Here is a 21,279-nt window from a genome sequence, read left to right as displayed (position 1 = left end):
CATCGCCAGGCGCTCAAGGGCCTGGATTACAGGCAGGCCTTGGCCTTTTCTACCAGGGCGCTGAAGGCGGCTTTATCGAACACCGCCAGATCAGCGAGGATCTTGCGGTCGATTTCGATAGCGGCCTTCTTCAAACCGTTAATCATGCGGCTATAGGTAAGACCGCACTCACGCGCACCGGCGTTGATACGGGCGATCCACAGCGCACGGAACTGACGCTTCCTCTGACGGCGGTCACGATAGGCATATTGACCTGCCTTCATGACGGCCTGAACAGCGACGCGATAAACATTCTTGCGACGACCTTTGTAACCCTTGGCCTGAGCGATCACCTTCTTGTGACGCGCACGCGCAGTTACACCACGTTTAACTCTTGGCATGACTCTTTACTCCTGAACTCGCTTAAGCGTACGGTAACATTTGACGAACGGACGGCGTATCCACCTTGGCAATCAGCGCGGGGCTGCGCAGGTGACGTTTACGCTTGGTGCTCTTCTTCGTCAGAATGTGATTGCGATATCCCTGACGGCATTTGAACCGTCCAGAGGCATTCGCCTTAAACCGCTTTGCTGCGGATCGATTTGATTTCAGTTTTGGCATTTTTATTTCTCCAACTTCATTAAAGTTAAATCGACGTCAGTGGTAAGTTCGCCTAAGCGACCTTTTTCTTGGGTGCCAACACCATGACCATTTGCCGTCCTTCCATTTTTGGAAACTGCTCGACCTGACCAACTTCAGCGAGATCAGCCTCTATTCGCTTCAACAGATGCATACCTAATTCCTGGTGAGCCATTTCGCGCCCACGATAACGCAAGGTAATTTTTGCCTTGTCGCCATCGCTAAGAAAACGAATCAGATTACGTAACTTCACCTGATAATCACCTTCTTCAGTACCGGGACGAAACTTCACCTCTTTGATCTGGATCTGTTTCTGCTTTCGTTTTGCCGCATGTTTTTTCTTGCTCTCTTCGAACAAGTATTTGCCGTAGTCCATGACCCGGCACACAGGCGGCTTCGATGTGGGTGCCACTTCCACTAAGTCCAACTCTGCTTCAACTGCTAATTGCAAAGCCTTCTCGACGGACAACACCCCCACCATATTCCCATCAGCACCAATGACACGAACTTCTGGCACGTTGATTTCGTCATTGACGCGAGCCTTTTTTTCCACAGTTATACTTATTCCTCCAAAATTCAATCTTTGCCGCGACGCGCAACTTCGGCGTTGAGATGTTCAAGCAAGGCATTTATTGTCATGCTGCCAAGATCTTCGCCACGGCGCGTCCGCACCGATACACTCCGCTGCTCCACTTCTCGATCCCCGAGGACCAGCAGGTAGGGCACTTTCTGCAATGTATGTTCGCGAATTTTAAAGCCTATTTTCTCATTTCTCAAGTCCGTTCTGGCTTTGAGGCCATTTTGGTTGAGAATTTGGGCTAATTCCTTGGCAAAAGGGTCATGGCGCTCGGTAATGGTCATGACCACCACCTGGGTCGGCGCCAGCCATAACGGGAAGGCCCCGGCATAATGTTCGATCAAAATCCCGATGAACCGCTCCAGCGAACCGAGGATGGCCCGGTGCAGCATCACCGGCACGGCGCGGCCACTTTCTTCGGTGACATACTCGGCATCCAGACGCCCCGGCATATTGAAATCGACCTGGATAGTGCCGCATTGCCAGACGCGACCGAGGCAATCCTTTAATGAAAATTCAATTTTTGGACCGTAGAAAGCACCTTCACCAGGTTGAAGATCCCATTCCAACCCTTTGTCATTTAAAGCTTTTTCCAGTGCGTGCTCGGCTTTATCCCAGACCTCATCCGCACCTACGCGCTTCTCGGGACGGGTCGACAGTTTGATCAGGACATCAGTAAATCCGAAGTCGGCATAGGTATCGAACAGCAGGTCGATGAAGCTTGAGACCTCGCTCTGGATCTGGTTCTCGGTACAGAAGATATGGGCGTCGTCCTGGGTAAAGCCACGCACCCGCATCAGACCATGGAGGGTACCGGAGGGCTCGTTGCGGTGACAGGAGCCAAATTCGGCCAGGCGCAGGGGCAGGTCGCGGTAACTCTTCAAACCCTGGTTAAAAATCTGGATGTGGCAGGGGCAATTCATCGGTTTGATGGCGAACATCCGTTTTTCGGACTCGGTGACGAACATGCCGTCACGAAATTTCTCCCAATGCCCAGACTTTTCCCACAAGGACCGGTCGACGATGGTCGGGGTCCGCACTTCCTGATAGCCGTGATTACGCAGTTTGTGGCGTATGTATTGCTCTATCTCCTGGTAGACGCGCCAGCCGTTGTCATGCCAGAACACCATCCCCGGCGCCTCTTCCTGGGTATGGAACAGGCCCAGCTGCTTGGCCAGGCGGCGATGGTCGCGCTTTTCGGCCTCTTCCAGACGCTGCAAATAGGCGCTCAGGTCCTTTTTGCTGGTCCAGGAGGTGCCGTAGACGCGCTGCAACATCTCGTTATTGGAATCGCCGCGCCAGTAGGCTCCGGCCAACTTCATCAGCTTGAAGGCCTTGAGCTTGCCGGTGCTGGGCACATGCGGGCCACGACAGAGATCGATGAAATCACCTTGACGATAAAGTGACAGCTGCTCGCCATGGGGAATATCTTCAATGATGCGGGCCTTGTATTCCTCGCCCAGTTCGCGGAAGAATTTGATGGCGTCTTCACGTGACAGCACCGAACGCTCGACCGGGATATCTTTCTCGGCCAGCTCGATCATACGCTGTTCGATCTTGGCCATGTCCTCGGGGCTAAAACCCGGCGGATAGGCAAAATCATAAAAGAAACCGTCCTCGATCACCGGGCCGATAGTCACCTGAGCCTCAGGAAAGAGCTGTTTGACTGCCTGCGCCAGCAGGTGGGCGGTGGAATGGCGAATGACCTCCAGCCCCTCGGCATCGCGCTCGGTGACGATGGCGAGCTTGGCGTCGGTCTCGATCTTGTAAGAGGTATCGACCAGCTTGCCGTCGACCTTGCCCGCGAGGGCGGCCTTGGCCAAACCGGCACCAATATTGGCCGCAACCTCGTGTACGGTTACAGCGTGATCAAACGTTCTTTGGCTACCATCCGGCAAGGTTATGACTGGCATATGTCGTGTCCTGATTACCCGGTTCAAACAAAAACACCGCGACGGGCGCGGTGTTTTGAATAATGGTAGGCGCGATTGGACTCGAACCAACGACCCCCACCATGTCAAGGTGGTGCTCTAACCAGCTGAGCTACGCGCCTGTAAAGCGCAGTAATCTAACGATTATCGGGCCATATTGCAAGGGCTATCTCACTACGCGAGATCCAGGATCCAACGCGGAGGCACAGAGGCGCAAAGAAAAGCTATTCCCAAGCAGCACAAACCATTCTCAGACTGCCGCGAAAGCTCGAAGCTGCCCTACCATCTCTATATTGGTTTTCTCCGCGCCTCTGTGCCTCCGCGTTGGATTTTTAGCTCTCATCTCATCCCACCCCGTGCGGCGCCAGCCCCATCGCCCGCTCCTGGATTTTTCTGATTTCATCCCGCACCCGCGCCGCCTCTTCAAACTCCAGATCCTGGGCATGTTTGAACATCTGTTGTTCGAGCTGTTTGATCTTTTTATTGAGCTGTTCGCCAGACAGCCCCGCGTACGCGGCCACTTCCTCCGCCACCTTGGCGAATTGGCGGGGATCGCCGGGGATGTGTGAATAGGCGCCCTCCATGACGTCGCTGACTTTGCGCTGTATGCTCGTGGGCGTGATGCCGTGTTCCTGGTTGTAGGCTTGCTGTTTGCGGCGGCGGCGATCGGTTTCATCAATAGCGCGCTGCATCGAGCCGGTCATCTTGTCGGCATATAAAATCGCCCGGCCATTGATATTACGCGCGGCGCGGCCGATGGTTTGAATCAACGACCGATCCGAACGCAGAAAGCCTTCCTTGTCGGCATCGAGGATCGCGACCAATGAAACCTCTGGAATGTCCAAACCTTCACGCAACAGGTTGATACCAACCAGGACATCAAACTCGCCCAAACGAAAATCGCGGAGAATTTCGACACGCTCAACGGTATCGATGTCGGAATGCAGATAGCGCACTCGTACGCCATGCTCATCCAGATATTCGGTCAAGTCCTCGGCCATGCGTTTGGTGAGCGTGGTCACCAGGACCCGCTCATTCACCTTGGTACGCTTATGTGCCTCAGATAAAAGATCATCCACTTGCGTCGCCACTGGTCGAATTTCGATTTCAGGATCGACCAATCCGGTAGGACGCACCACCTGTTCAGCCACTTGATCGGCATGTTGCTGCTCATATGACCCCGGCGTGGCGGAAACATAAATCGTTTGCGGCGACAGTTTTTCAAACTCATCAAATTTGAGCGGCCGGTTATCCAGTGCCGACGGTAAACGAAAACCGTATTCGACGAGTGTTTCTTTACGCGAGCGGTCGCCCTTATACATTGCACCTATTTGCGGCACGGTAACGTGGCTTTCATCAATCACCAGCACTGCATCTTTGGGCAGATATTCAAATAAGGTCGGTGGCGGCTCTCCTGTCTCGCGGCCAGACAAATACCGGGAATAGTTTTCAATGCCTGAGCAATAACCCAACTCCAGCATCATCTCGATATCAAAAATGGTGCGTTGCTCCAGCCGCTGGGCTTCCAGCAATTTGTTGGCATCGCGCAACAGATTCAGACGCTCGCGCAATTCATCCTTGATCTTTTCGATGGCCGCCAGAATCGTCTCACGCGGCGTGACATAGTGCGATTTCGGGAAGATGGTCACCCGCGGCACACGTTTAATCACCTCGCCGGTGAGGGGATCAAAATGGGCAAGCGATTCGATTTCATCATCGAACAACTCCACCCGAACCGCCTCGCGATCGGATTCCGCCGGGAAGATATCGATGATCTCACCACGGACACGATAGGTAGCGCGTACCAGATCAATATCGTTGCGCGTGTATTGCAAATCCGCCAACCGCCGTAGAATCTGGCGCTGATCCGCCTTGTCGCCACGCGACAAATGCAACACCATACTCAAATAGGCGCGCGGATCACCCAAACCATAAATCGCCGACACACTGGCGACGATGACGGTGTCGCGCCGCTCCAGGATCGCCTTGGTGGCGGAGAGCCGCATCTGCTCGATATGTTGATTGATGGCCGAATCCTTCTCAATGAAGGTATCGGTCGATGGCACATAGGCCTCGGGTTGGTAATAATCGTAGTAAGAAACGAAATACTCAACGGCATTTTCCGGAAAGAAGTCTTTCATTTCGCCGTAAAGCTGTGCCGCCAGCGTCTTGTTGGGCGCCAGCACCAGCGCCGGCCGCTGAATTTGATTGATGACATTGGCGATGGTGTAGGTCTTGCCCGAGCCCGTCACCCCCAGCAAGACCTGATGCGCCAGCCCATCCTGCAAACCTTCAGTCAGGGTCGCTATCGTCGTGGGCTGGTCACCGGAGGGTTGGAACGGGGAACGTAATTTAAAAAGCTGAGTCATTGCGCTTATTGCTACCTGCCCGCGGCACGGCAACCTCATTGATAACGCGTGAAATAACCGATAATTATACTTTAAATCCCGATGTTCGCGCCCTGGAATTGACCTTTTAAGGCTATTGAGATAACAATCCCCACCCTAGCACTCAGTTATTAACCTACGGACAAGGGCGTGAACCTGGAAACCGAGCAGAACCAGCATGCGGCATTGATCAAAGCATTACACGCATTGTTGCCCAAAGAAGCGGTACTCACTGACCCTGAGGATTTGCGCCCATTCGAGTGCGACGCGCTCTCGGTCTATCGTCGTTTGCCGAGGGTGGTGGTACTACCGGAAACCGTGGCTCAGGTGCAAACCATCATGCGCTTGTGTCATGCAGCACATGTACCCGTCATTGCGCGTGGCGCGGGCACGGGATTGTCAGGCGGTGCCCTGCCCCGCGAGGATGCCGTGTTGCTGAGTCTGGCCAAATTCAAACACATCATTAGTATTGATCCCACCAACACCCTCGCCACGGTCGAACCTGGGGTCCGCAATCTTGCCATCTCCGAGGCCGCTGCGCCGCACAACCTTTATTACGCACCTGATCCGTCATCACAAATTGCCTGCACCATCGGCGGTAATGTCGCGGAAAACTCGGGGGGTGTGCATTGTTTGAAATACGGTCTGACGGTACACAATGTCTTGCAACTTAAAATTGTGACTGTCGACGGCGAATTACTCACCATTGGCAGTGAAGCGCTGGACTCTCCAGGTTACGACGTATTGGCGCTGATGACCGGCTCCGAAGGCATGCTCGGTGTGATTGTGGAAGTCACTGTCAAATTATTACCCCGGCCTGAACGCGCGCAGGTCATATTGGCAGCGTTTGATAACATCGCCAAGGCTGGCGAGGCCGTAGGTGCGATCATTGCCGCCGGAATCATTCCTGCGGGATTGGAAATGATGGACCGGCTGGCGATTCAAGCCGCAGAAGATTTCGTCCATGCCAGTTATCCGCGCGATGCTGAGGCTATTCTGCTTTGCGAACTCGATGGCACCAATGCCGAAGTCTCGGAACACATCATGGCCGTGCGCAATGTGCTTAACCAAAGTGGCGCTACCGAAGTACGCACCGCGCGTGACGAAACCGAGCGTCAGATATTCTGGAAGGGTCGCAAATCCGCCTTCCCCGCCGTTGGCCGCATCTCTCCGGATTATTACTGCATGGATGGCACCATTCCTCGCCGCGAATTGCCCAAGGTGTTACAAAGCATCAGCGAATTATCCAGAGAATATGGCTTGGCGGTCGCCAACGTCTTTCATGCAGGCGATGGCAACTTGCATCCTTTGATTTTGTTTGATGCCAATCGTCCGGGCGAATTGGCGCGTACTGAGGAGTTTGGTCACCGCATCCTTGAACTCTGCGTCGAAGTCGGCGGCACCATTACCGGCGAACATGGCGTTGGCATCGAGAAAATCGATCAAATGTGCGTGCAGTTTCGCCGCGCTGAACTGGCGCAGTTTCATGCGGTCAAGGCTGCTTTCGATCCTGAAGGTTTGCTCAATCCCGGCAAAGCCGTACCCACCCTGCACCGCTGTGCCGAATTTGGCGCCATGCATGTGCATCACGGCCAGTTAAAACATCCTGAATTGGAGCGCTTATGATGGCCGATTTCAGCATCAGCGAACTGTTACAAACCCAGGTTCAGATAGGTATAGAACAAAAACAACCACTGCGCATCGTAGGCAGTGGCAGCAAAACATTCCTTGGCCGCGAATCTTACGGAGAACCCATCAATGTAAGCAACCATCGCGGCATTATTGATTACGACCCGCGCGAATTGGTGTTAACGGCGCGCAGTGGCGCACTGCTCTCAGAAATCGAGCGTACCCTCGCCGAATCAAATCAGATGCTGGCCTTTGAGCCACCTTACTTCGGTAACAACGCAACGCTCGGCGGCACCATTGCCAGCGACCTCTCCGGACCACGTCGCCCTTATGCTGGCTCAGGCCGCGACTATGTGCTTGGCTGCAAAATTCTAAACGGTAAAGCTGAAATTCTACAGTTTGGCGGCAAGGTGATGAAAAACGTTGCCGGATATGATCTCTCTCGCCTGATGGCAGGTGCCTTTGGTACGCTTGGCATCCTGCTTGAAATCAGTCTCAAGGTGTTACCGCGTCCCGCCGCATCGGTCACCCTTGTGTATGAGTGTAATCAAGCGGATGCCATACACTACATGAGTGGTTTGTTAAGCCAATCGTTGCCGATTGATGGCGCCTGCTACTACGCTGGCCACTGTTATGTGCGAATATCAGGCAGTGAACAGGCAGTTAAAGAAGCACAACGCAAACTGCGTGGCGACATCAGCCATGACGCCCATCATTTCTGGCAGCAACTACGTGAACATGAGCTGCCTTTCTTTAAGCGGCAGCTGCCGCTGTGGCGACTGGCAGTTAAACCCGCCACCCCACCTTTAGCTATCATCGGTGATTGGCTCCCGGATTGGGGTGGCGCACAACGTTGGTTGATAAGTGACACGGCATCCGAGTTGATTCGCGACACGGCGCACGAAAATGGTGGCCACGCCTCACTGTTCCGTGGCGGCGACAGGCATAGCGAAATCTTTCAGCCTCTGGCACCGGCCATGCACGCGCTGCAACAACGTATCAAGGCGTCTTTTGATCCACACTCGATCTTCAACCGGGGGCGCATGTACGCGACCATATAACACCATGCAGACATCAATTGACCCAATCATGCTGGAAACACCCGGTGTTGCTGAAGCGGCTGACATTTTGCGCGCCTGTGTTCACTGTGGTTTCTGCGCTGCCACCTGCCCGACCTATCAATTGCTTGGCACTGAACTCGACAGTCCTCGCGGACGCATTTATCTCATCAAGGAATTATTGGAAGGCAAGCCTGTCACCGACAAAACACGTACCCATCTGGATCGCTGCCTGACGTGCCGGTCCTGTGAAACCACCTGTCCTTCCGGTGTCAAATACGGCCGACTGATCGAGATCGGCCGCAATCTGGTTGAACAAAAAGTGCCACGCTCAATGGGCGATAAATTTATGCGTCAGGCCATGCTTTCGGTTCTGCCTCATACCTCACGCATGTATGTTGCACTCAAGCTGGGACGCATCATACGGCCATTATTACCGGCATCGATTAAACATAAGATACCTGTCAAAAAACCAGCTATCATTTGGCCGAAAAACCACCACTCGCGCCGCATGTTGGTGCTACAAGGCTGTGTGCAACCGCTTACCGCCCCTAACACCAATGCCGCGACCGCCCGCGTGCTGGATAAACTTGGCATTTCACTCATCACTGCCCCAGATGCAGGCTGCTGTGGCGCACTCAATCAACATAGCTCTGATCTCGATACCGCCAAACAGATGATGCGCCGCAACATTGATGCCTGGTGGCCATTTATTGAAAACGGTGTTGAAGCCATCGTCATGACGGCCAGCGGTTGTGGCCTGATGGTTAAGGAATACGCCCATGTACTAAAGGATGATCCTGATTACGGTCTCAAAGCGGCAAGAATCAGTTCTCTGACACGGGACATCAGTGAAATTCTGCGCGACCAAGATCTAACAAAAATTGCCAGCATCGGCAGAGGCAGGCGTGTCGCCTACCAATCATCCTGCACACTGCAACACGGGCAAAAACTTTCCGGTGTCGTTGAAAGTATATTACAACGTTGCGGTTACTCGCTGACACCCGTCGCCAATAATCACCTGTGTTGCGGTGCCGCCGGTACCTATAGCCTGCTACAACCTGAATTATCGCAACAACTTCTGCATAACAAATTGGAGGCGTTAACAACGCATCAACCCGAATTGATCGCCACAGCCAACATCGGCTGTCAAATGCATCTGGAAACCGCCAGTCAGTTACCGGTAAGGCATTGGATTGAACTGCTGGATACCCTTTAAATCACTTAAATCAATAGCTGAGGAACCACTATGAGCATTAAATCTTTTTATCCGCCGCAACGTACCCTGATGGGCCCCGGTCCTTCCGATGTCAGTCCACGCGTACTCGCCGCCATGGCCCGCCCCACCATCGGCCATCTTGATCCGATGTTCGTCACCATGATGGATGAAGTCAAAACACTGTTGAAATATGCATTTCAGACCAAAAATGAACTGACCATGCCGGTTTCCGCTCCTGGCTCCGCCGGGATGGAAATCTGTTTTGTGAATCTGGTCGAACCGGGTGACAAAGTCGTTGTCTGCCAGAATGGCGTCTTCGGCGGACGGATGAAGGAAAATGTCGAACGCGCCGGCGGTATCGCCGTCATGGTGGAAGACGAATGGGGTCGCGCCGTGAGTCCACAAAAACTGGAAGATGCGCTCAAGGCCAATCGCGATGCCAAGCTCGTCGCCTTTGTCCATGCCGAGACTTCGACCGGCGCTCAATCCGATGCTAAAACATTAGTAGAAATCGCGCATAAATACGACTGCCTCACCATCGTTGATGCGGTGACTTCGCTCGGTGGCACGCCACTGAAAGTAGATGAATGGAACATTGATGCTATTTATTCAGGCACCCAAAAATGTCTTTCTTGTACCCCAGGTTTGTCACCTGTCAGCTTCAACGACCGGGCACTGGAAAAAATCAAGAAACGTCAGCGTAAAGTCCAGAGCTGGTTTCTGGATTTGAATCTGATCATTGGTTACTGGAGCGGTGAAACCAAGCGCACCTATCATCACACCGCACCGATCAATGCCCTTTATGGTATGCATGAAGCGTTGGTGATGTTGCAGGAAGAAGGCCTGGAAAACGCCTGGGCTCGCCACGCAAAACATCATCAAGCGCTACGCGCCGGATTTGAAGCCATGGGGTTAAAGTTTATCGTTCATCCTGAAGAACGTCTGCCTCAACTGAACGCGATTGCCATCCCTGATGGCGTCAACGATGCCGCCGTTCGTACCACCCTCCTCAACGACTATCAGCTCGAAATCGGCGCTGGTCTTGGTGTCATGGCGGGTAAGGTCTGGCGCTTCGGGCTGATGGGGCACGCCTGTAATATGCGCAATGTGCTGCTTTGCCTGAACGCGATTGACGATGTCCTCGGCCGGGTCAACGCCCCAATCCAACACGGCGTCGCCGTTGGCGCTGCTCAGAAGGTGTTGGCGGGATAGCCGATCTCTTCCTTGCTGTAAAAGGCCCGCAGTTGCGGGCCTTTTTGCTTCACATTCCAGAACAGTCGAATTTAGAACTCATATTCCACTTGCATACGGAACGTATTGTCCGGCGAAATCGAATTGGTCCCTACCAACCAGGCAGCGTTGTATTGAATGACCTTGCGACCGCCCAGCAAATGCTTTCCAAATATCGCTGGCCCGATCTGATGCGAGCGTTCACTCGCCGGTTCCCAATGATCCCATTTTCCTACTTCGCCAAAACCTTGAACCCCGAAGTCCAGCGATCGTGTCCAGAGGTATTTCGCCTGCCATTGATAAAGCAGTTCAGTTTCACTCGGCGATTCGCTGCGGTAACTGCGCTCGAATAAAAGATTGGCATTAAGCTGAGCCTTACCCAATTGTGTTTGAAATAATGGCCCCCATTTAACCTCCCAACCCTCAGCATGATCGGTGGGCCTTTCAACTTCGATGATTAGCCCCACGTCAACCGGATACTCACCGATGTCCGTTAACTGAAATTTATTTTCCCACTCCACGGCATCATAGTGGGTACCCTGGTTATTCTGGCGCTTGTATTTGAGATAGAGTTCGCTAAACCATCTTTCATTAACGCCATAACCTAATCCGATATTAGCGGCGGAGGTACGTGGCGCGCCGTCCATATTCGACGTACCCATTTTGAAATCGATTTCCCGCTCGCCCTGTACCACCAGCGGTGTATAGACGTAGTCGGATGGCCCCGCAGTTACCCATTGCGAGACAAGCAAAGCCCCTGCGCCTCCTAAGAGCGCATAATTTCGTGCATTCATAAAATTTCCTTTGCTGTTATTGAATAGTTAGTTATTGAGTAGCAGGTATCGCCAAAGAGCGTGGCCTGCTAATTCGCATCCCGAGCAGGATTAGAATTATCGCAGTGACATAAAACACAACTTGCATTCCTGCAGGCGCTGCTTCGTAACCGATAAGGGCATGAAGCAGCGTCCCCAATAGGGTATCGTTGGAAAGCAAGCCTGACATATCCCAAATCGGGCTACCAAGGCTTGGAAGAACATCCGCCTGCACCAGGAATTTTGCAATTTGGCTCGACATGGAGGCCGCCAGCAACAAGATCAAGCCGCTGGTGACAGTAAAAAACCATTTCACCGGAATCCGGAGAAAGCCGACATATAATCCAAACCCCGCCAGTACGCCGCCGCAGAGACCAAGGGCACCTCCCGCCAGCACAGAACCCATCGATTGTTCTCCACCGGCAAGCATTCCATACATAAATAGCGCTGTCTCCGAACCCTCGCGCAGAATTGCCAAGGCAACCACGAGTCCCAACGCCGACATCTCGCGCGCGCCTGACACAACATCACTTCCCAAACGCTTGGCATCACGGGCCAATTCAGCCCCGTGACGCGTCATCCAGATGTTGTGCCAGGCCAGCATCACCACCGCAATGCCAAGCACAGTCACATTGAACAACTCCTGCCCCGTACCTTCGGCAAGCTCGGCAATACGCCCGGTGAGCGATGCCACGATGAGCGAACCCACGATCCCTGCAGCCACCCCCGTAATTAACCAACGATTACGTGCCAACAATCCGCGTGTCGCCGCAGCGATAATGCCCATGATTAATGCCGCTTCCAGTGTCTCGCGAAAAACAATGACGGCTGAACCCAACATAGGCCTACTCCGCGATTACCACGCCGCGCGCGGTGTCCTGGTTAAATTCGCCATAGAACGGATACTTCCCGGGCTTTAGCGGTCCGATGAAAATCGTCACCTTGCCGCCGGGAGTGATCACCTTTTCCCGATTAAGATCATGGCTCTCAAACTCTTCCGGTGTTGCATCCAAATTCTTAATCACCAGCTTGATCTTTTTATCCGCCGGAATGCGAACCTCCGCCGGCTCGAAACGATGATCTTTAATCGTTAACAGTATCTCTGCATCAGCTGCCCAAACGGACACTGGAAACGCCAATAAAACTAAGGAAAGGGATTTCAATTTCATTATTTATCTCCATTATCACAGTTTATACTCTTAAACTAAACGATAACGATTCGTATTTAGATTGTCAACTATCTTTCGACATCCAATACCCACATCTCCTAACAAGAAATGAGATGACCATCCGCCCCCGCGTTGAGCTCAACGCAGCCCAGTCCCCCGTGGGGGTTCGCTTCACCGCACAACATTCTTGATTTAATAAATGATTGAAAACTTTTTATTGCGGCAGGGATTCCGGGACACCGGGGCAATCGAGTAAAATCCGCTGTTTACTCTGACAAAATATCCTCTCGAGGAACCTGGCTTGAATATCAAACTTTCCAATCGGGTACAAAGCATTAGACCCTCCCCTACTCTGGCCGTCACCGCCCGTGCCGCTGAACTCAAGGCTGCCGGCAAGGACATCATTGGCCTCGGGGCCGGTGAACCCGATTTTGACACCCCGCACCACATCAAAACCGGCGCCATTGATGCGATCAACCGGGGTTTTACCAAATACACCGCCGTCGACGGCACCCCGGAGCTGAAACAAGCTATCATCCGTAAATTCAAGCGCGATAACGGCCTGGATTACAACAGCGGGCAGGTGTTGGTTTCCTGCGGCGGCAAACAAAGCTTTTTCAACCTGGCCCAGGCCCTGCTCAACCGCGGCGACGAGGTCATCATCCCGGCGCCGTATTGGGTCTCCTATCCGGACATGGTGCTGCTGGCCGATGGCGTACCCGTCATCATCGAGGCGGGTATCGATCAAGGCTTCAAGATCACTCCAGAGCAGCTCGACCGCGCGATTACTCCGAATACCCGGCTGTTCGTCATCAACAGCCCGTCCAACCCGACCGGCGTCGCCTACACCCGCGCTGAACTGGCCGCGCTGGGCGAAGTGCTGCGCGAACACCCGCACGTCTTGATCGCCACCGATGACATGTACGAACACATCATCTGGACCGCTGAGCCGTTCGTGAACATCCTCAACGTCTGTCCGGATCTCTACGAACGCACCATCGTCCTCAATGGCGTCTCCAAAGCTTATGCTATGACTGGCTGGCGCATCGGTTACGCCGGCGGCCCCAAGCCACTGATCCAGGCCATGAACAAGATCCAGTCACAAAGCACGTCCAATCCAACCTCGATCTCCCAGGTTGCGGCCCAGGTCGCGCTCGACGGCGATCAAGGCTGCATGAATGACATGATCAAGGCATTCAAAGAGCGGCATGACTTCGTACTCAAAGAACTGAACTCAATTCAAGACGTACACTGCTTGCCGTCGGACGGTACCTTCTACGCCTTCCCGTCGATGCACGGCGTGATCAACAGCCGCGAAGGCATCGACGATGACATCGCCCTGGCCGAATATTTACTCAAGGAAGCAGGCGTCGCATTGGTGCCTGGTTCTGCCTTTGGTGCTCCCGGCCATCTGCGTCTGTCTTACGCCACCGGCCTCGATGTCCTCGCCGAAGCCATGCGGCGCCTGAAAAAAGCGCTCGGCAACGCTTAATCAGGTGATCTATGAACCGGAGATTCGCCACTCGTAATTTACTGCGAATCTCCGGCTTCACCCTGATCGAACTCATGATCACCCTCGCCGTCACCGCTATCCTGGTCACGATCGGTGTACCCGCCATGCAACAGCTGATCGCCGGTAATCGCCTCACTGTTGAAACCAACGATCTGATTACCGACCTCAACCTCACCCGCAGCGAAGCCATCCGCAGCGGTCAACCGGCCACAATCTGTAAAAGCAGCAACGGTCAGAACTGTGAATCCAACACCGACTGGCATCAAGGCTGGATCGTGTTTCGCGACATCGATGGCAACCATCAACTGAATAACGATGAAACCATCGTTCGTCACCACGGTCCACTTACGCAGAACACTACGATCAATCTCAAAAAATCCGGTGTTAGTACAGACCATGTACTTTTTGAAGCCGATGGCAAACCCAACGGCCAAAACGGCTCGTTTTATCTTTGCAATTCCGCAGGCATCACCCGCGTCGCATTCACCGCACCCGGCAGAATTCGCACCGAACCCAGCAAGGACAGCACCCAGTGTGCAACAGCCGTTTAATTAACGAACACAACATAATCTAAATGTTTTCCCGTCGCCTCACATAAAGGGTCTTCACCACCTCTGCCACCACTTCGCCGGACTCATCGACCACATTCACCACCCGGTCAAACACATATTTTCCCTGCGCATCCGCCGTGGACTTTATCTTCTGAATTTCATCCGCGTCGAGTTGGAAACAAACACGCACCGTACCTCGTCCCGGCTTTTTAAAATCGATTTTCGCCGCCTTATCCCAAACAATGTAGTTAGGCCCCAGATTATTGATCAGCATCATCATTAAAAAAGGATCCGTTATCGCATACAGCGAACCACCAAAGTGAGTCCCCACATAGTTCTTGTTGAACCAGCGCAGTCCCATCTCCACTTCAATCAAACGGTAGTCAGGCGCAACATGACGAATCTTAATCCCGGCACCACGAAATGGCGACCACCAATTAGCCAGCCACTGAATGACCCCAATCGGAAGTTGTGTTGCCCTTCTGCGTAACAATTGCGCCAACATAAAGCCCCTTCATCAAGTACTGGATCATGAACCTAAAAATCCTGTTAACAACCATTAACCATATCGATCAGCCGTTAAATTTGAGTGGAATTTGTATCATCCTTTAATTAAGCGTGCGGATAAGTAATCGGCATGGTTTAATTAAAATATATATTGAGTCAGATTGTTAATATTTGAATGTTTTTTAACAATCATTAAGAAAAATTCAGGCACATAGAAAAGGATAGATTACATGACGCAAGATAAATGGAGTATCCAAACCCGCTGGTTACACTTAGGACTCGCCCTCACCATCACACTACAACTCGCTATTAGCCTGATCATGGAACCGCCGGATGAAGAATCCGCCAGCGCCCTTGCCCGCGCCGCCATGGAAGCACATGAAGTCATCGGCCTCGCCGCCTTATTGATCGTCCTCGCCCACTGGGCCTGGAGCCTGAGCAGCCAAGTGGATGGCGGCTTAGCTCGCCTTTTCCCCTGGGGTGGCGCTGGCTGGGTAGACGTTAAAAAAGACCTGCATCAACTCTCACACAAGCAACTGCCGGAAGGTGGTCCGCGCGGTGGTCTGCCAGGGCTGGTACACGGCCTCGGCTTTCTCGCCGTCACCGTCATGGCCATGACTGGTGGCGTACTGTTTGTGATCTTTCCAGAAACCGGCAAACCCGACGCTACCGTCGAATTCTTTGCCGGAATCCACGAATTCATATCCACCTTTGTCTGGATCTACTGGGGCAGCCATATCGCACTCGGCCTCATGCACATGCGCGCTGGTCATCGCAATGTGCAAGACATGTTCAATCTAAAACCCTAAACGCTGCTATCGGGCGCGATTATCGCGCCCGATACAACCATCAGAAACCGGAAAAAGATAGATTTGAAACCACTTTAGTTACCTGGATAGATAAAGTTATTGCAATTGCCCGGAGCTGACGACTAGCCTATCCGTGTAACTCATCTTGCCAGCAAAATTCTTTGCTTCCACATTATATTCCAGAACGACGCCCACACCGGTAACGGTGTTACCATTTGCATTTTGGAACACAAACTCATCACTCGGTTTAACATTACTCTGAATCGCACCAAACGTAGGCGCTTGACCATTATTCAAGGAAAATGTTCGCGTATCCACTACCTTGGTACCCAAATAAGCGTCAGCCAGCCCCCCATTTGAAGCCACGAATTTAACAGTACGCGTAACACTCAGCTTGATTTCCTTAATCCCGCTTTCATCGTCAGCCGCCGTTCCCAACAACTGGATATTGGCATTCGGATTGGCGATTGCATTTTTGTTTTGCAACGCTCCCGGAATAAAATTTGTCACCTCTACCGGGCTTGGTTGAGCGTTATCCACACGCAAAGCCACACGTGGCGCCGTCGCATCAGTAGTAGTGGCAGGATCATAGGGAACATTGCCACAACCGGCCAATGTCGTTGCGATAAATAAAATTACTAACCTAGGCGTAGTTACCAACATAAATCCCTCCTTAGATGGTCGGCTTTCCATTATAAAAATTACCTGCATTCAAACAAAAACATTATCATTGTACACTACCTAAGTCAGCTACGAATGGTTGCCAAACACAGATCAATAAACGAATGGAATCAGCTTCTGCACTCGGTTTTTGTAAGCAACATAACCGGGGGATTTTTCCCTTGGCCATCGCTCTTCCCAGAGTGAATTGATATCGAAGAAAATAAAGAGTATGAGCGCATAACCAAGCGTCAACCAACTATGCACCCACAAACCCCCAACCAAAGGCCACCAATATTACGCCGCTTACGCCCACGTGGGCTTTCATTGAATAAGGGACGTTCTCCATTTTGCATACGAAACGAATGTTGTTCACGAACCCTTCGAAACGCGGCCTACGGAGTGTGATCACTTGTGGAAGGAATAGTCATTGTCGGCGGTAAATATTTACCGTCTATGCTTGCAGAGGGATCGAAAGGGCAATCTTGCCCATGGCGTCGACACCATTCTGCCTGTTGCCTCCAGCAAGCAACATATGCTCAAAATCGGTATCGATGGCCGTTACCAGCTCAGTCAGTGCACGACGCTCAAGCGTCGCCCTTCCAATCGGCAGATCATGAACACCCAAACCAATATCGGTGCACCGAAGATAGTTGACGCTATCACGCAAATGCCCCACTAGCGGGACTTCTATATCGGCGCATATCTCGGCCATCATCTGCAGGTCATCGGTACGCACTCTGACACGATTGGCTACAACGACCAACTCTGCCTGTGATGAGCGCATCTTTATTACTCTCATTATTTCACGAATGAAGGGGATACTGGCCTCCACGTCGATCACGGATGACAACACTGGAACGACAATAGTGTCCACATCCTTAAGATAACCCGGCACATCAATACTCTTAATCGCCGCAGGCGTATCGACGATGACACGTTCGATTTCATGAGGCATGCGCATTTGCCAGCTGCGAGTTGAATTCCAACCCGATGACTGATATGCGACGATGCCATGAATGGCGGCCACAACTTCTGAACGGCGTTTTAACCAGGCACTGCTCGACCCCTGTGGATCATAATCAAGCAGTGCAGTTTTATAATCATGTGCCGCATAGAGGCTGGCAAGATTGGTAGCAACGGTCGTCTTGCCACATCCACCTTTAGCATTCATCACAATAATCTTACGCATACGCTATACCATTCCACCAAAACCCTAGAAGTCCGGCTAGAAATAACATGCCGAAGAAGTCATTACAACCAACAAACTGGCATTTAGAATGCGCCTGTGGCGCAAGAATAAAATATGTCTTCAAAAGGCAACAACTTGCCATCAAATAATGTCGCCAATCAACGACACCTCTATCAATTCGTTCACAACATAACCGTGCCGCATGAGCCATTTTCACCCCCACAAACGTTTATGTTGCCCCCCCACTCTATGTTCTAAACCTGTCGCGTCACACTCAATCTCACGCGCCGGATTTCGCCACCATACTCAACGCCACCGCCTCCGCCACCTCAATACCATCCACCGCAGCAGAAAGAATACCCCCGGCGTACCCTGCCCCTTCACCCGCAGGATACAAACCCTTGGTGTTGAGGCTCTGATAATCATTGCGATTACGTTTGATACGCACCGGCGATGAGGTGCGTGACTCAACAGCCGTGAGCACCGCCTCGTACATGGCAAAGCCCTTGATCTGTCGTTCGAAGGCCGGTAGCGCTTCGCGAATCGCTTCAATCGCATAATCAGGCAACACCGTACTCAGATCGGTGAGATGCACACCCGGTGTGTAGGAAGGCAGGACACTGCCGATTGCAGTGGATGGCTTGCCCTTGAGGAAGTCACCCACCAATTGCCCCGGCGCATCGTAATTACTGCCTCCCAACACAAACGCACGCGACTCCAATTCACGTTGTAACTCAATACCCGCCAGCGGGTGATCGCTGGGAAAATCTTGCGGCGTGATGCCGACCACAATACCGCTGTTGGCGTTGCGTTCGTTGCGTGAATACTGGCTCATGCCATTGGTGACCACACGTCCCTCTTCGGAAGTGGCGGCCACCACCGTACCGCCGGGGCACATGCAGAAACTATATACGCTGCGGCCATTCTTGCAGTGGTGCACCAGTTTGTAGTCGGCCGCACCGAGGCCGGGATGCCCGGCAAACTCACCATAACGGCACTGGTCGATGAGTGCTTGTGGATGTTCAATACGAAAACCGATCGAAAAGGGTTTGGCCTCGATATAAACGCCACGCTCATAAAGCATTTGAAAGGTATCGCGGGCGCTGTGGCCGATGGCGAGTATGACGTGATCACTCGCGATGTGTTCACCGCTGGCCAGCACCACACCGCACACTTGGCCATTGTCGATCTCGATATCAGTCACACGACTCTCAAACCGGAACTCACCGCCGAGGCTGACAATCTCCTCGCGAATCTTCTCCACCATGCCCACCAAACGGAAGGTGCCGACGTGCGGCTTGCTGATGTAGAGAATCTCCTCCGGCGCACCTGCCTTCACAAACTCACGTAACACCTTCATCCCCAGATGGCGCGGGTCCTTGATCTGCGTGTGCAGCTTGCCGTCAGAGAAGGTACCCGCCCCGCCCTCGCCAAACTGCACGTTCGACTCAGTATTAAGTTTATGATCACGCCACAGCCCCCAGGTATCCTTGGTGCGCTGCCGTACCTCCTTGCCCCGCTCCAGGATCAGCGGCTTGAACCCCATCTGCGCCAGCAACAACCCGGCCATAAAACCACACGGGCCAGTACCGATGATCACTGGCCGTGTCTTGAGATTGGCTGGCGCGTGCGCAACAAACTTATAGTCAGTATCAGGCGTCGGTTTGATGTGACCATCATTGCTGAAGCGCTGCAACAGCTGCGCCTCATCCGCCACCTCAACATCCAGCGAATAGACAAAGACAATATCACTCCGCTTGCGTGCATCAAAACCGCGACGGGCAACAGTGTGGCCATGCAACGCCTCCGGCGTAATCTGCAACCGGTTAAGGATCGCCAACCGGATATCATCCGGCGCATGGTCAAGGGGCAGTCTGATTTCTGTGAGTCGCAACATCGAAGGGTTTGTAGTCAGCCATGGGGATTAAGGAAAGTAGGTTATTTTACCCTTTCAGGGGAACCCTGTCCCGCCCAGCAAGAACCCGTACGCAATAACCGAAGAGACTGTGAAAGTATCCACTTTTACACCATCGAGCCGGACTATAGTATCGTAGGTCGGGTTAGCGCAGCGTAACCCGACAATCCACACATATCATTCGCGCCCCACCCCATCGAAACCCATTGTTTCCTGCCCCCAATCCGCCAAATACACCCCATCTTTGACATAGCGCCGAAAACTGGAATGCGGCCATTCGATCGCAGATAACACATAGCCATGCTTCACAGGATTGAAATGAATGTATTCAACGTGCCTGGAAAAATCCGCATCGTTCTTCAACGCATGTTCCCAATAACGGTGCTGCCATATCGCTTGTTGCCCCTTCGTCACCCGCGCACGATTCGGCATCATGCGCGATGCCGGGTCGCAATGCTTGGTGAACCATGTCTTGATCAGACGCCAGCGTGTCGCGAAATCCGCATCGCCTGGTGGCAGCGTCCAGATGCAATGCAAATGATCGGGCAGAATCACAATCGCATCTACCTCGAATGGGTGGGTCGACCGTACCACCCGGAAAGCCATACGCAGAATGTTCACTGCCTCCGGGGACACCAACAACGGCCGCCGTTGCTCCGTCACCACAGTGAAAAAGAAAGAACAACCAGAAACAAATGCACGCCGATATCTCATCTCAAAACCATGTCGGGTTACGCTACGCTAACCCGACCTACGAAACTGGATTTGCCTCAGATAGATATTCATCCAGACTTACAGGGAACAATGTTGATTGGCTACGGGTTTCTCCGTGTTTATATTGTCTTTGTGCCATCTGTCATAACATCCCTGTGAGCGAGCCTATAGTATAAATTCGAAGAAAATACTTTCACAGCCTCAAAGGACATTGCGCCGGATGTCAATCCTAATAGCTTAAGTATAATTTCATCGCTGCCCGCCCAATCATGCGGATACACTCCCTGCTCGGCCAAACGGTGAAACGTGGAATACGGCCAGTCGTGCACCCGCGTTACCAAGCCATGTTTTATCGGGTTGATATGCATATAATCCATATGCGCACGATGATCAGCCTCATCGCAAATCAAATGTTCCCAAAATCGCCGTTGCCATATCCCCGCTTGCCTCTTTTAACGCGTACAGACGATCTTCGTTCCGTCACTGGCAATGACTTTGAAAATTCCATTTTGATTAGTCGCCAGCGAGTGGCAAAATCTGCGTCACCAGACGGCAATTCAATCACACAATGCAAATGTTCGGGCAGCACGCAGGATGTGGTGAACGCAGTGAACTGCATCGTCCGCGATTGATGCGGTTCGTTCCTCACCGCATCCTTGTATGATCGATTTTAATGAAAATGTTGTTGAGGAGGTTAAGTAAGATTACACGCTTCACCGGGAAGGCCGTCCGCTCCTGAGGACTGGTTTTTAACCAGAGCCTGTGCTGTAGATTGGCCTCCCGCCCTA

The 21,279-nt window shown here is 52.6% G+C and carries 20 protein-coding genes and 1 tRNA gene; 7 read left to right on the top strand and 14 right to left on the bottom strand.

All coding sequences use genetic code 11. The annotated features are described in order from the left end of the window. Positions 1-26 precede the first annotated feature (26 nt). From rplT to uvrB, 6 genes are all read right to left on the bottom strand, one after another. Entirely contained in the window at positions 27-380 is a 354-nt protein-coding gene (rplT, locus tag HY272_12615; protein ID MBI3773528.1) for a 50S ribosomal protein L20, read from the bottom strand. 22 nt (positions 381-402) lie between these two features. Continuing rightward, a complete protein-coding gene (gene rpmI, locus HY272_12610) occupies positions 403-600 on the bottom strand; it encodes a 50S ribosomal protein L35 (GenBank protein ID MBI3773527.1) in 198 nt (65 codons plus the stop codon). Positions 601-652: 52 nt separating this feature from the next. Then, positions 653-1,183 carry a translation initiation factor IF-3 gene (gene infC, locus HY272_12605; protein ID MBI3773526.1) on the bottom strand — a complete coding sequence of 177 codons (531 nt, stop codon included), beginning with the start codon at positions 1,181-1,183 and terminating at the stop codon, positions 653-655. Positions 1,184-1,194: 11 nt separating this feature from the next. Continuing rightward, a complete protein-coding gene (thrS, locus tag HY272_12600) occupies positions 1,195-3,108 on the bottom strand; it encodes a threonine--tRNA ligase (GenBank protein ID MBI3773525.1) in 1,914 nt (637 codons plus the stop codon). Between the two features lie 63 nt (positions 3,109-3,171). Further along, a tRNA-Val gene (locus HY272_12595) sits at positions 3,172-3,248 on the bottom strand. Positions 3,249-3,470: 222 nt separating this feature from the next. After that, positions 3,471-5,495, bottom strand: coding sequence for an excinuclease ABC subunit UvrB (gene uvrB / locus HY272_12590; GenBank protein MBI3773524.1), 2,025 nt, complete (start codon positions 5,493-5,495; stop codon positions 3,471-3,473). 168 nt (positions 5,496-5,663) lie between these two features. Between uvrB and HY272_12585 the strand changes: the two genes are divergently transcribed. The 4 genes from HY272_12585 to HY272_12570 are packed head-to-tail and all read left to right on the top strand — an operon-like array spanning position 5,664 to position 10,631. Beyond that, entirely contained in the window at positions 5,664-7,139 is a 1,476-nt protein-coding gene (locus tag HY272_12585) for an FAD-binding protein (protein ID MBI3773523.1), read from the top strand. Further along, a complete protein-coding gene (glcE, locus tag HY272_12580) occupies positions 7,139-8,203 on the top strand; it encodes a glycolate oxidase subunit GlcE (protein ID MBI3773522.1) in 1,065 nt (354 codons plus the stop codon). The genes HY272_12585 and glcE overlap by 1 nt, the downstream gene beginning before the upstream one ends. A gap of 4 nt (positions 8,204-8,207) precedes the next feature. Next, the gene (glcF, locus tag HY272_12575) at positions 8,208-9,419 is read left to right on the top strand and encodes a glycolate oxidase subunit GlcF (GenBank protein MBI3773521.1); all 1,212 of its coding nucleotides are present in this window, start codon (positions 8,208-8,210) and stop codon (positions 9,417-9,419) included. A 30-nt stretch (positions 9,420-9,449) separates the two neighbouring features. Continuing rightward, complete coding sequence (locus HY272_12570; GenBank protein ID MBI3773520.1) at positions 9,450-10,631, top strand: alanine--glyoxylate aminotransferase family protein; 1,182 nt, start codon at positions 9,450-9,452, stop codon at positions 10,629-10,631. A 71-nt stretch (positions 10,632-10,702) separates the two neighbouring features. On the opposite strand, the gene HY272_12565 is transcribed toward HY272_12570, so the two are convergent. From HY272_12565 to HY272_12555, 3 genes are all read right to left on the bottom strand, one after another. Further along, complete coding sequence (locus HY272_12565; GenBank protein ID MBI3773519.1) at positions 10,703-11,401, bottom strand: hypothetical protein; 699 nt, start codon at positions 11,399-11,401, stop codon at positions 10,703-10,705. 73 nt (positions 11,402-11,474) lie between these two features. Next, entirely contained in the window at positions 11,475-12,302 is an 828-nt protein-coding gene (locus tag HY272_12560) for an FTR1 family protein (GenBank protein MBI3773518.1), read from the bottom strand. Positions 12,303-12,306: 4 nt separating this feature from the next. After that, positions 12,307-12,630 (bottom strand): cupredoxin domain-containing protein, encoded by a 324-nt coding sequence (locus HY272_12555; protein MBI3773517.1) that lies wholly within the window; start codon positions 12,628-12,630, stop codon positions 12,307-12,309. 301 nt (positions 12,631-12,931) lie between these two features. On the opposite strand from HY272_12555, the gene HY272_12550 reads away from it, so the two are divergent. Together HY272_12550 and HY272_12545 are read left to right on the top strand one after the other, a co-directional pair. Beyond that, entirely contained in the window at positions 12,932-14,122 is a 1,191-nt protein-coding gene (locus HY272_12550; protein MBI3773516.1) for a pyridoxal phosphate-dependent aminotransferase, read from the top strand. A gap of 11 nt (positions 14,123-14,133) precedes the next feature. Further along, entirely contained in the window at positions 14,134-14,694 is a 561-nt protein-coding gene (locus HY272_12545; GenBank protein MBI3773515.1) for a GspH/FimT family pseudopilin, read from the top strand. Between the two features lie 19 nt (positions 14,695-14,713). On the opposite strand, the gene HY272_12540 is transcribed toward HY272_12545, so the two are convergent. After that, positions 14,714-15,199 carry a DUF4442 domain-containing protein gene (locus HY272_12540; protein ID MBI3773514.1) on the bottom strand — a complete coding sequence of 162 codons (486 nt, stop codon included), beginning with the start codon at positions 15,197-15,199 and terminating at the stop codon, positions 14,714-14,716. A 232-nt stretch (positions 15,200-15,431) separates the two neighbouring features. Here HY272_12540 and HY272_12535 point away from each other — a divergent pair, with 232 nt between their 5' ends. Beyond that, complete coding sequence (locus HY272_12535; protein MBI3773513.1) at positions 15,432-16,010, top strand: cytochrome b/b6 domain-containing protein; 579 nt, start codon at positions 15,432-15,434, stop codon at positions 16,008-16,010. A 96-nt stretch (positions 16,011-16,106) separates the two neighbouring features. Here HY272_12535 and HY272_12530 read toward each other — a convergent pair whose 3' ends face one another. The 4 genes from HY272_12530 to HY272_12515 form a co-directional block, all read right to left on the bottom strand. Continuing rightward, on the bottom strand, positions 16,107-16,673 hold the full coding sequence (locus tag HY272_12530; protein MBI3773512.1) for a hypothetical protein: 567 nt from the start codon (positions 16,671-16,673) through the stop codon (positions 16,107-16,109). A gap of 451 nt (positions 16,674-17,124) precedes the next feature. Further along, positions 17,125-17,862, bottom strand: coding sequence for a ParA family protein (locus HY272_12525; protein MBI3773511.1), 738 nt, complete (start codon positions 17,860-17,862; stop codon positions 17,125-17,127). A 280-nt stretch (positions 17,863-18,142) separates the two neighbouring features. Beyond that, the gene (locus tag HY272_12520; protein MBI3773510.1) at positions 18,143-19,759 is read right to left on the bottom strand and encodes an NAD(P)/FAD-dependent oxidoreductase; all 1,617 of its coding nucleotides are present in this window, start codon (positions 19,757-19,759) and stop codon (positions 18,143-18,145) included. A gap of 195 nt (positions 19,760-19,954) precedes the next feature. After that, positions 19,955-20,491, bottom strand: coding sequence for a transposase (locus tag HY272_12515; protein MBI3773509.1), 537 nt, complete (start codon positions 20,489-20,491; stop codon positions 19,955-19,957). Positions 20,492-21,279: the final 788 nt, after the last annotated feature.

It is taken from the genome of Gammaproteobacteria bacterium, from assembly GCA_016200485.1.
Classification (GTDB): domain Bacteria; phylum Pseudomonadota; class Gammaproteobacteria; order Tenderiales; family Tenderiaceae; genus JACQEP01.
This window is presented reverse-complemented; position numbering and strand designations above follow the sequence as displayed.

Bases quoted from the DNA above. Each gene is read 5' to 3' on its own strand.
- rplT (MBI3773528.1), bottom strand. From the start codon at position 380: ATGCCAAGAGTTAAACGTGGTGTAACTGCGCGTGCGCGTCACAAGAAG.
- rpmI (MBI3773527.1), bottom strand. From the start codon at position 600: ATGCCAAAACTGAAATCAAATCGATCCGCAGCAAAGCGGTTTAAGGCG.
- thrS (MBI3773525.1), bottom strand. From the start codon at position 3,108: ATGCCAGTCATAACCTTGCCGGATGGTAGCCAAAGAACGTTTGATCAC.
- uvrB (MBI3773524.1), bottom strand. From the start codon at position 5,495: ATGACTCAGCTTTTTAAATTACGTTCCCCGTTCCAACCCTCCGGTGAC.
- glcE (MBI3773522.1), top strand. From the start codon at position 7,139: ATGGCCGATTTCAGCATCAGCGAACTGTTACAAACCCAGGTTCAGATA.
- glcF (MBI3773521.1), top strand. From the start codon at position 8,208: ATGCAGACATCAATTGACCCAATCATGCTGGAAACACCCGGTGTTGCT.
- HY272_12570 (MBI3773520.1), top strand. From the start codon at position 9,450: ATGAGCATTAAATCTTTTTATCCGCCGCAACGTACCCTGATGGGCCCC.
- HY272_12560 (MBI3773518.1), bottom strand. From the start codon at position 12,302: ATGTTGGGTTCAGCCGTCATTGTTTTTCGCGAGACACTGGAAGCGGCA.
- HY272_12555 (MBI3773517.1), bottom strand. From the start codon at position 12,630: ATGAAATTGAAATCCCTTTCCTTAGTTTTATTGGCGTTTCCAGTGTCC.
- HY272_12545 (MBI3773515.1), top strand. From the start codon at position 14,134: ATGAACCGGAGATTCGCCACTCGTAATTTACTGCGAATCTCCGGCTTC.
- HY272_12540 (MBI3773514.1), bottom strand. From the start codon at position 15,199: ATGTTGGCGCAATTGTTACGCAGAAGGGCAACACAACTTCCGATTGGG.
- HY272_12535 (MBI3773513.1), top strand. From the start codon at position 15,432: ATGACGCAAGATAAATGGAGTATCCAAACCCGCTGGTTACACTTAGGA.
- HY272_12530 (MBI3773512.1), bottom strand. From the start codon at position 16,673: ATGTTGGTAACTACGCCTAGGTTAGTAATTTTATTTATCGCAACGACA.
- HY272_12525 (MBI3773511.1), bottom strand. From the start codon at position 17,862: ATGCGTAAGATTATTGTGATGAATGCTAAAGGTGGATGTGGCAAGACG.
- HY272_12520 (MBI3773510.1), bottom strand. From the start codon at position 19,759: ATGTTGCGACTCACAGAAATCAGACTGCCCCTTGACCATGCGCCGGAT.
- HY272_12515 (MBI3773509.1), bottom strand. From the start codon at position 20,491: ATGAGATATCGGCGTGCATTTGTTTCTGGTTGTTCTTTCTTTTTCACT.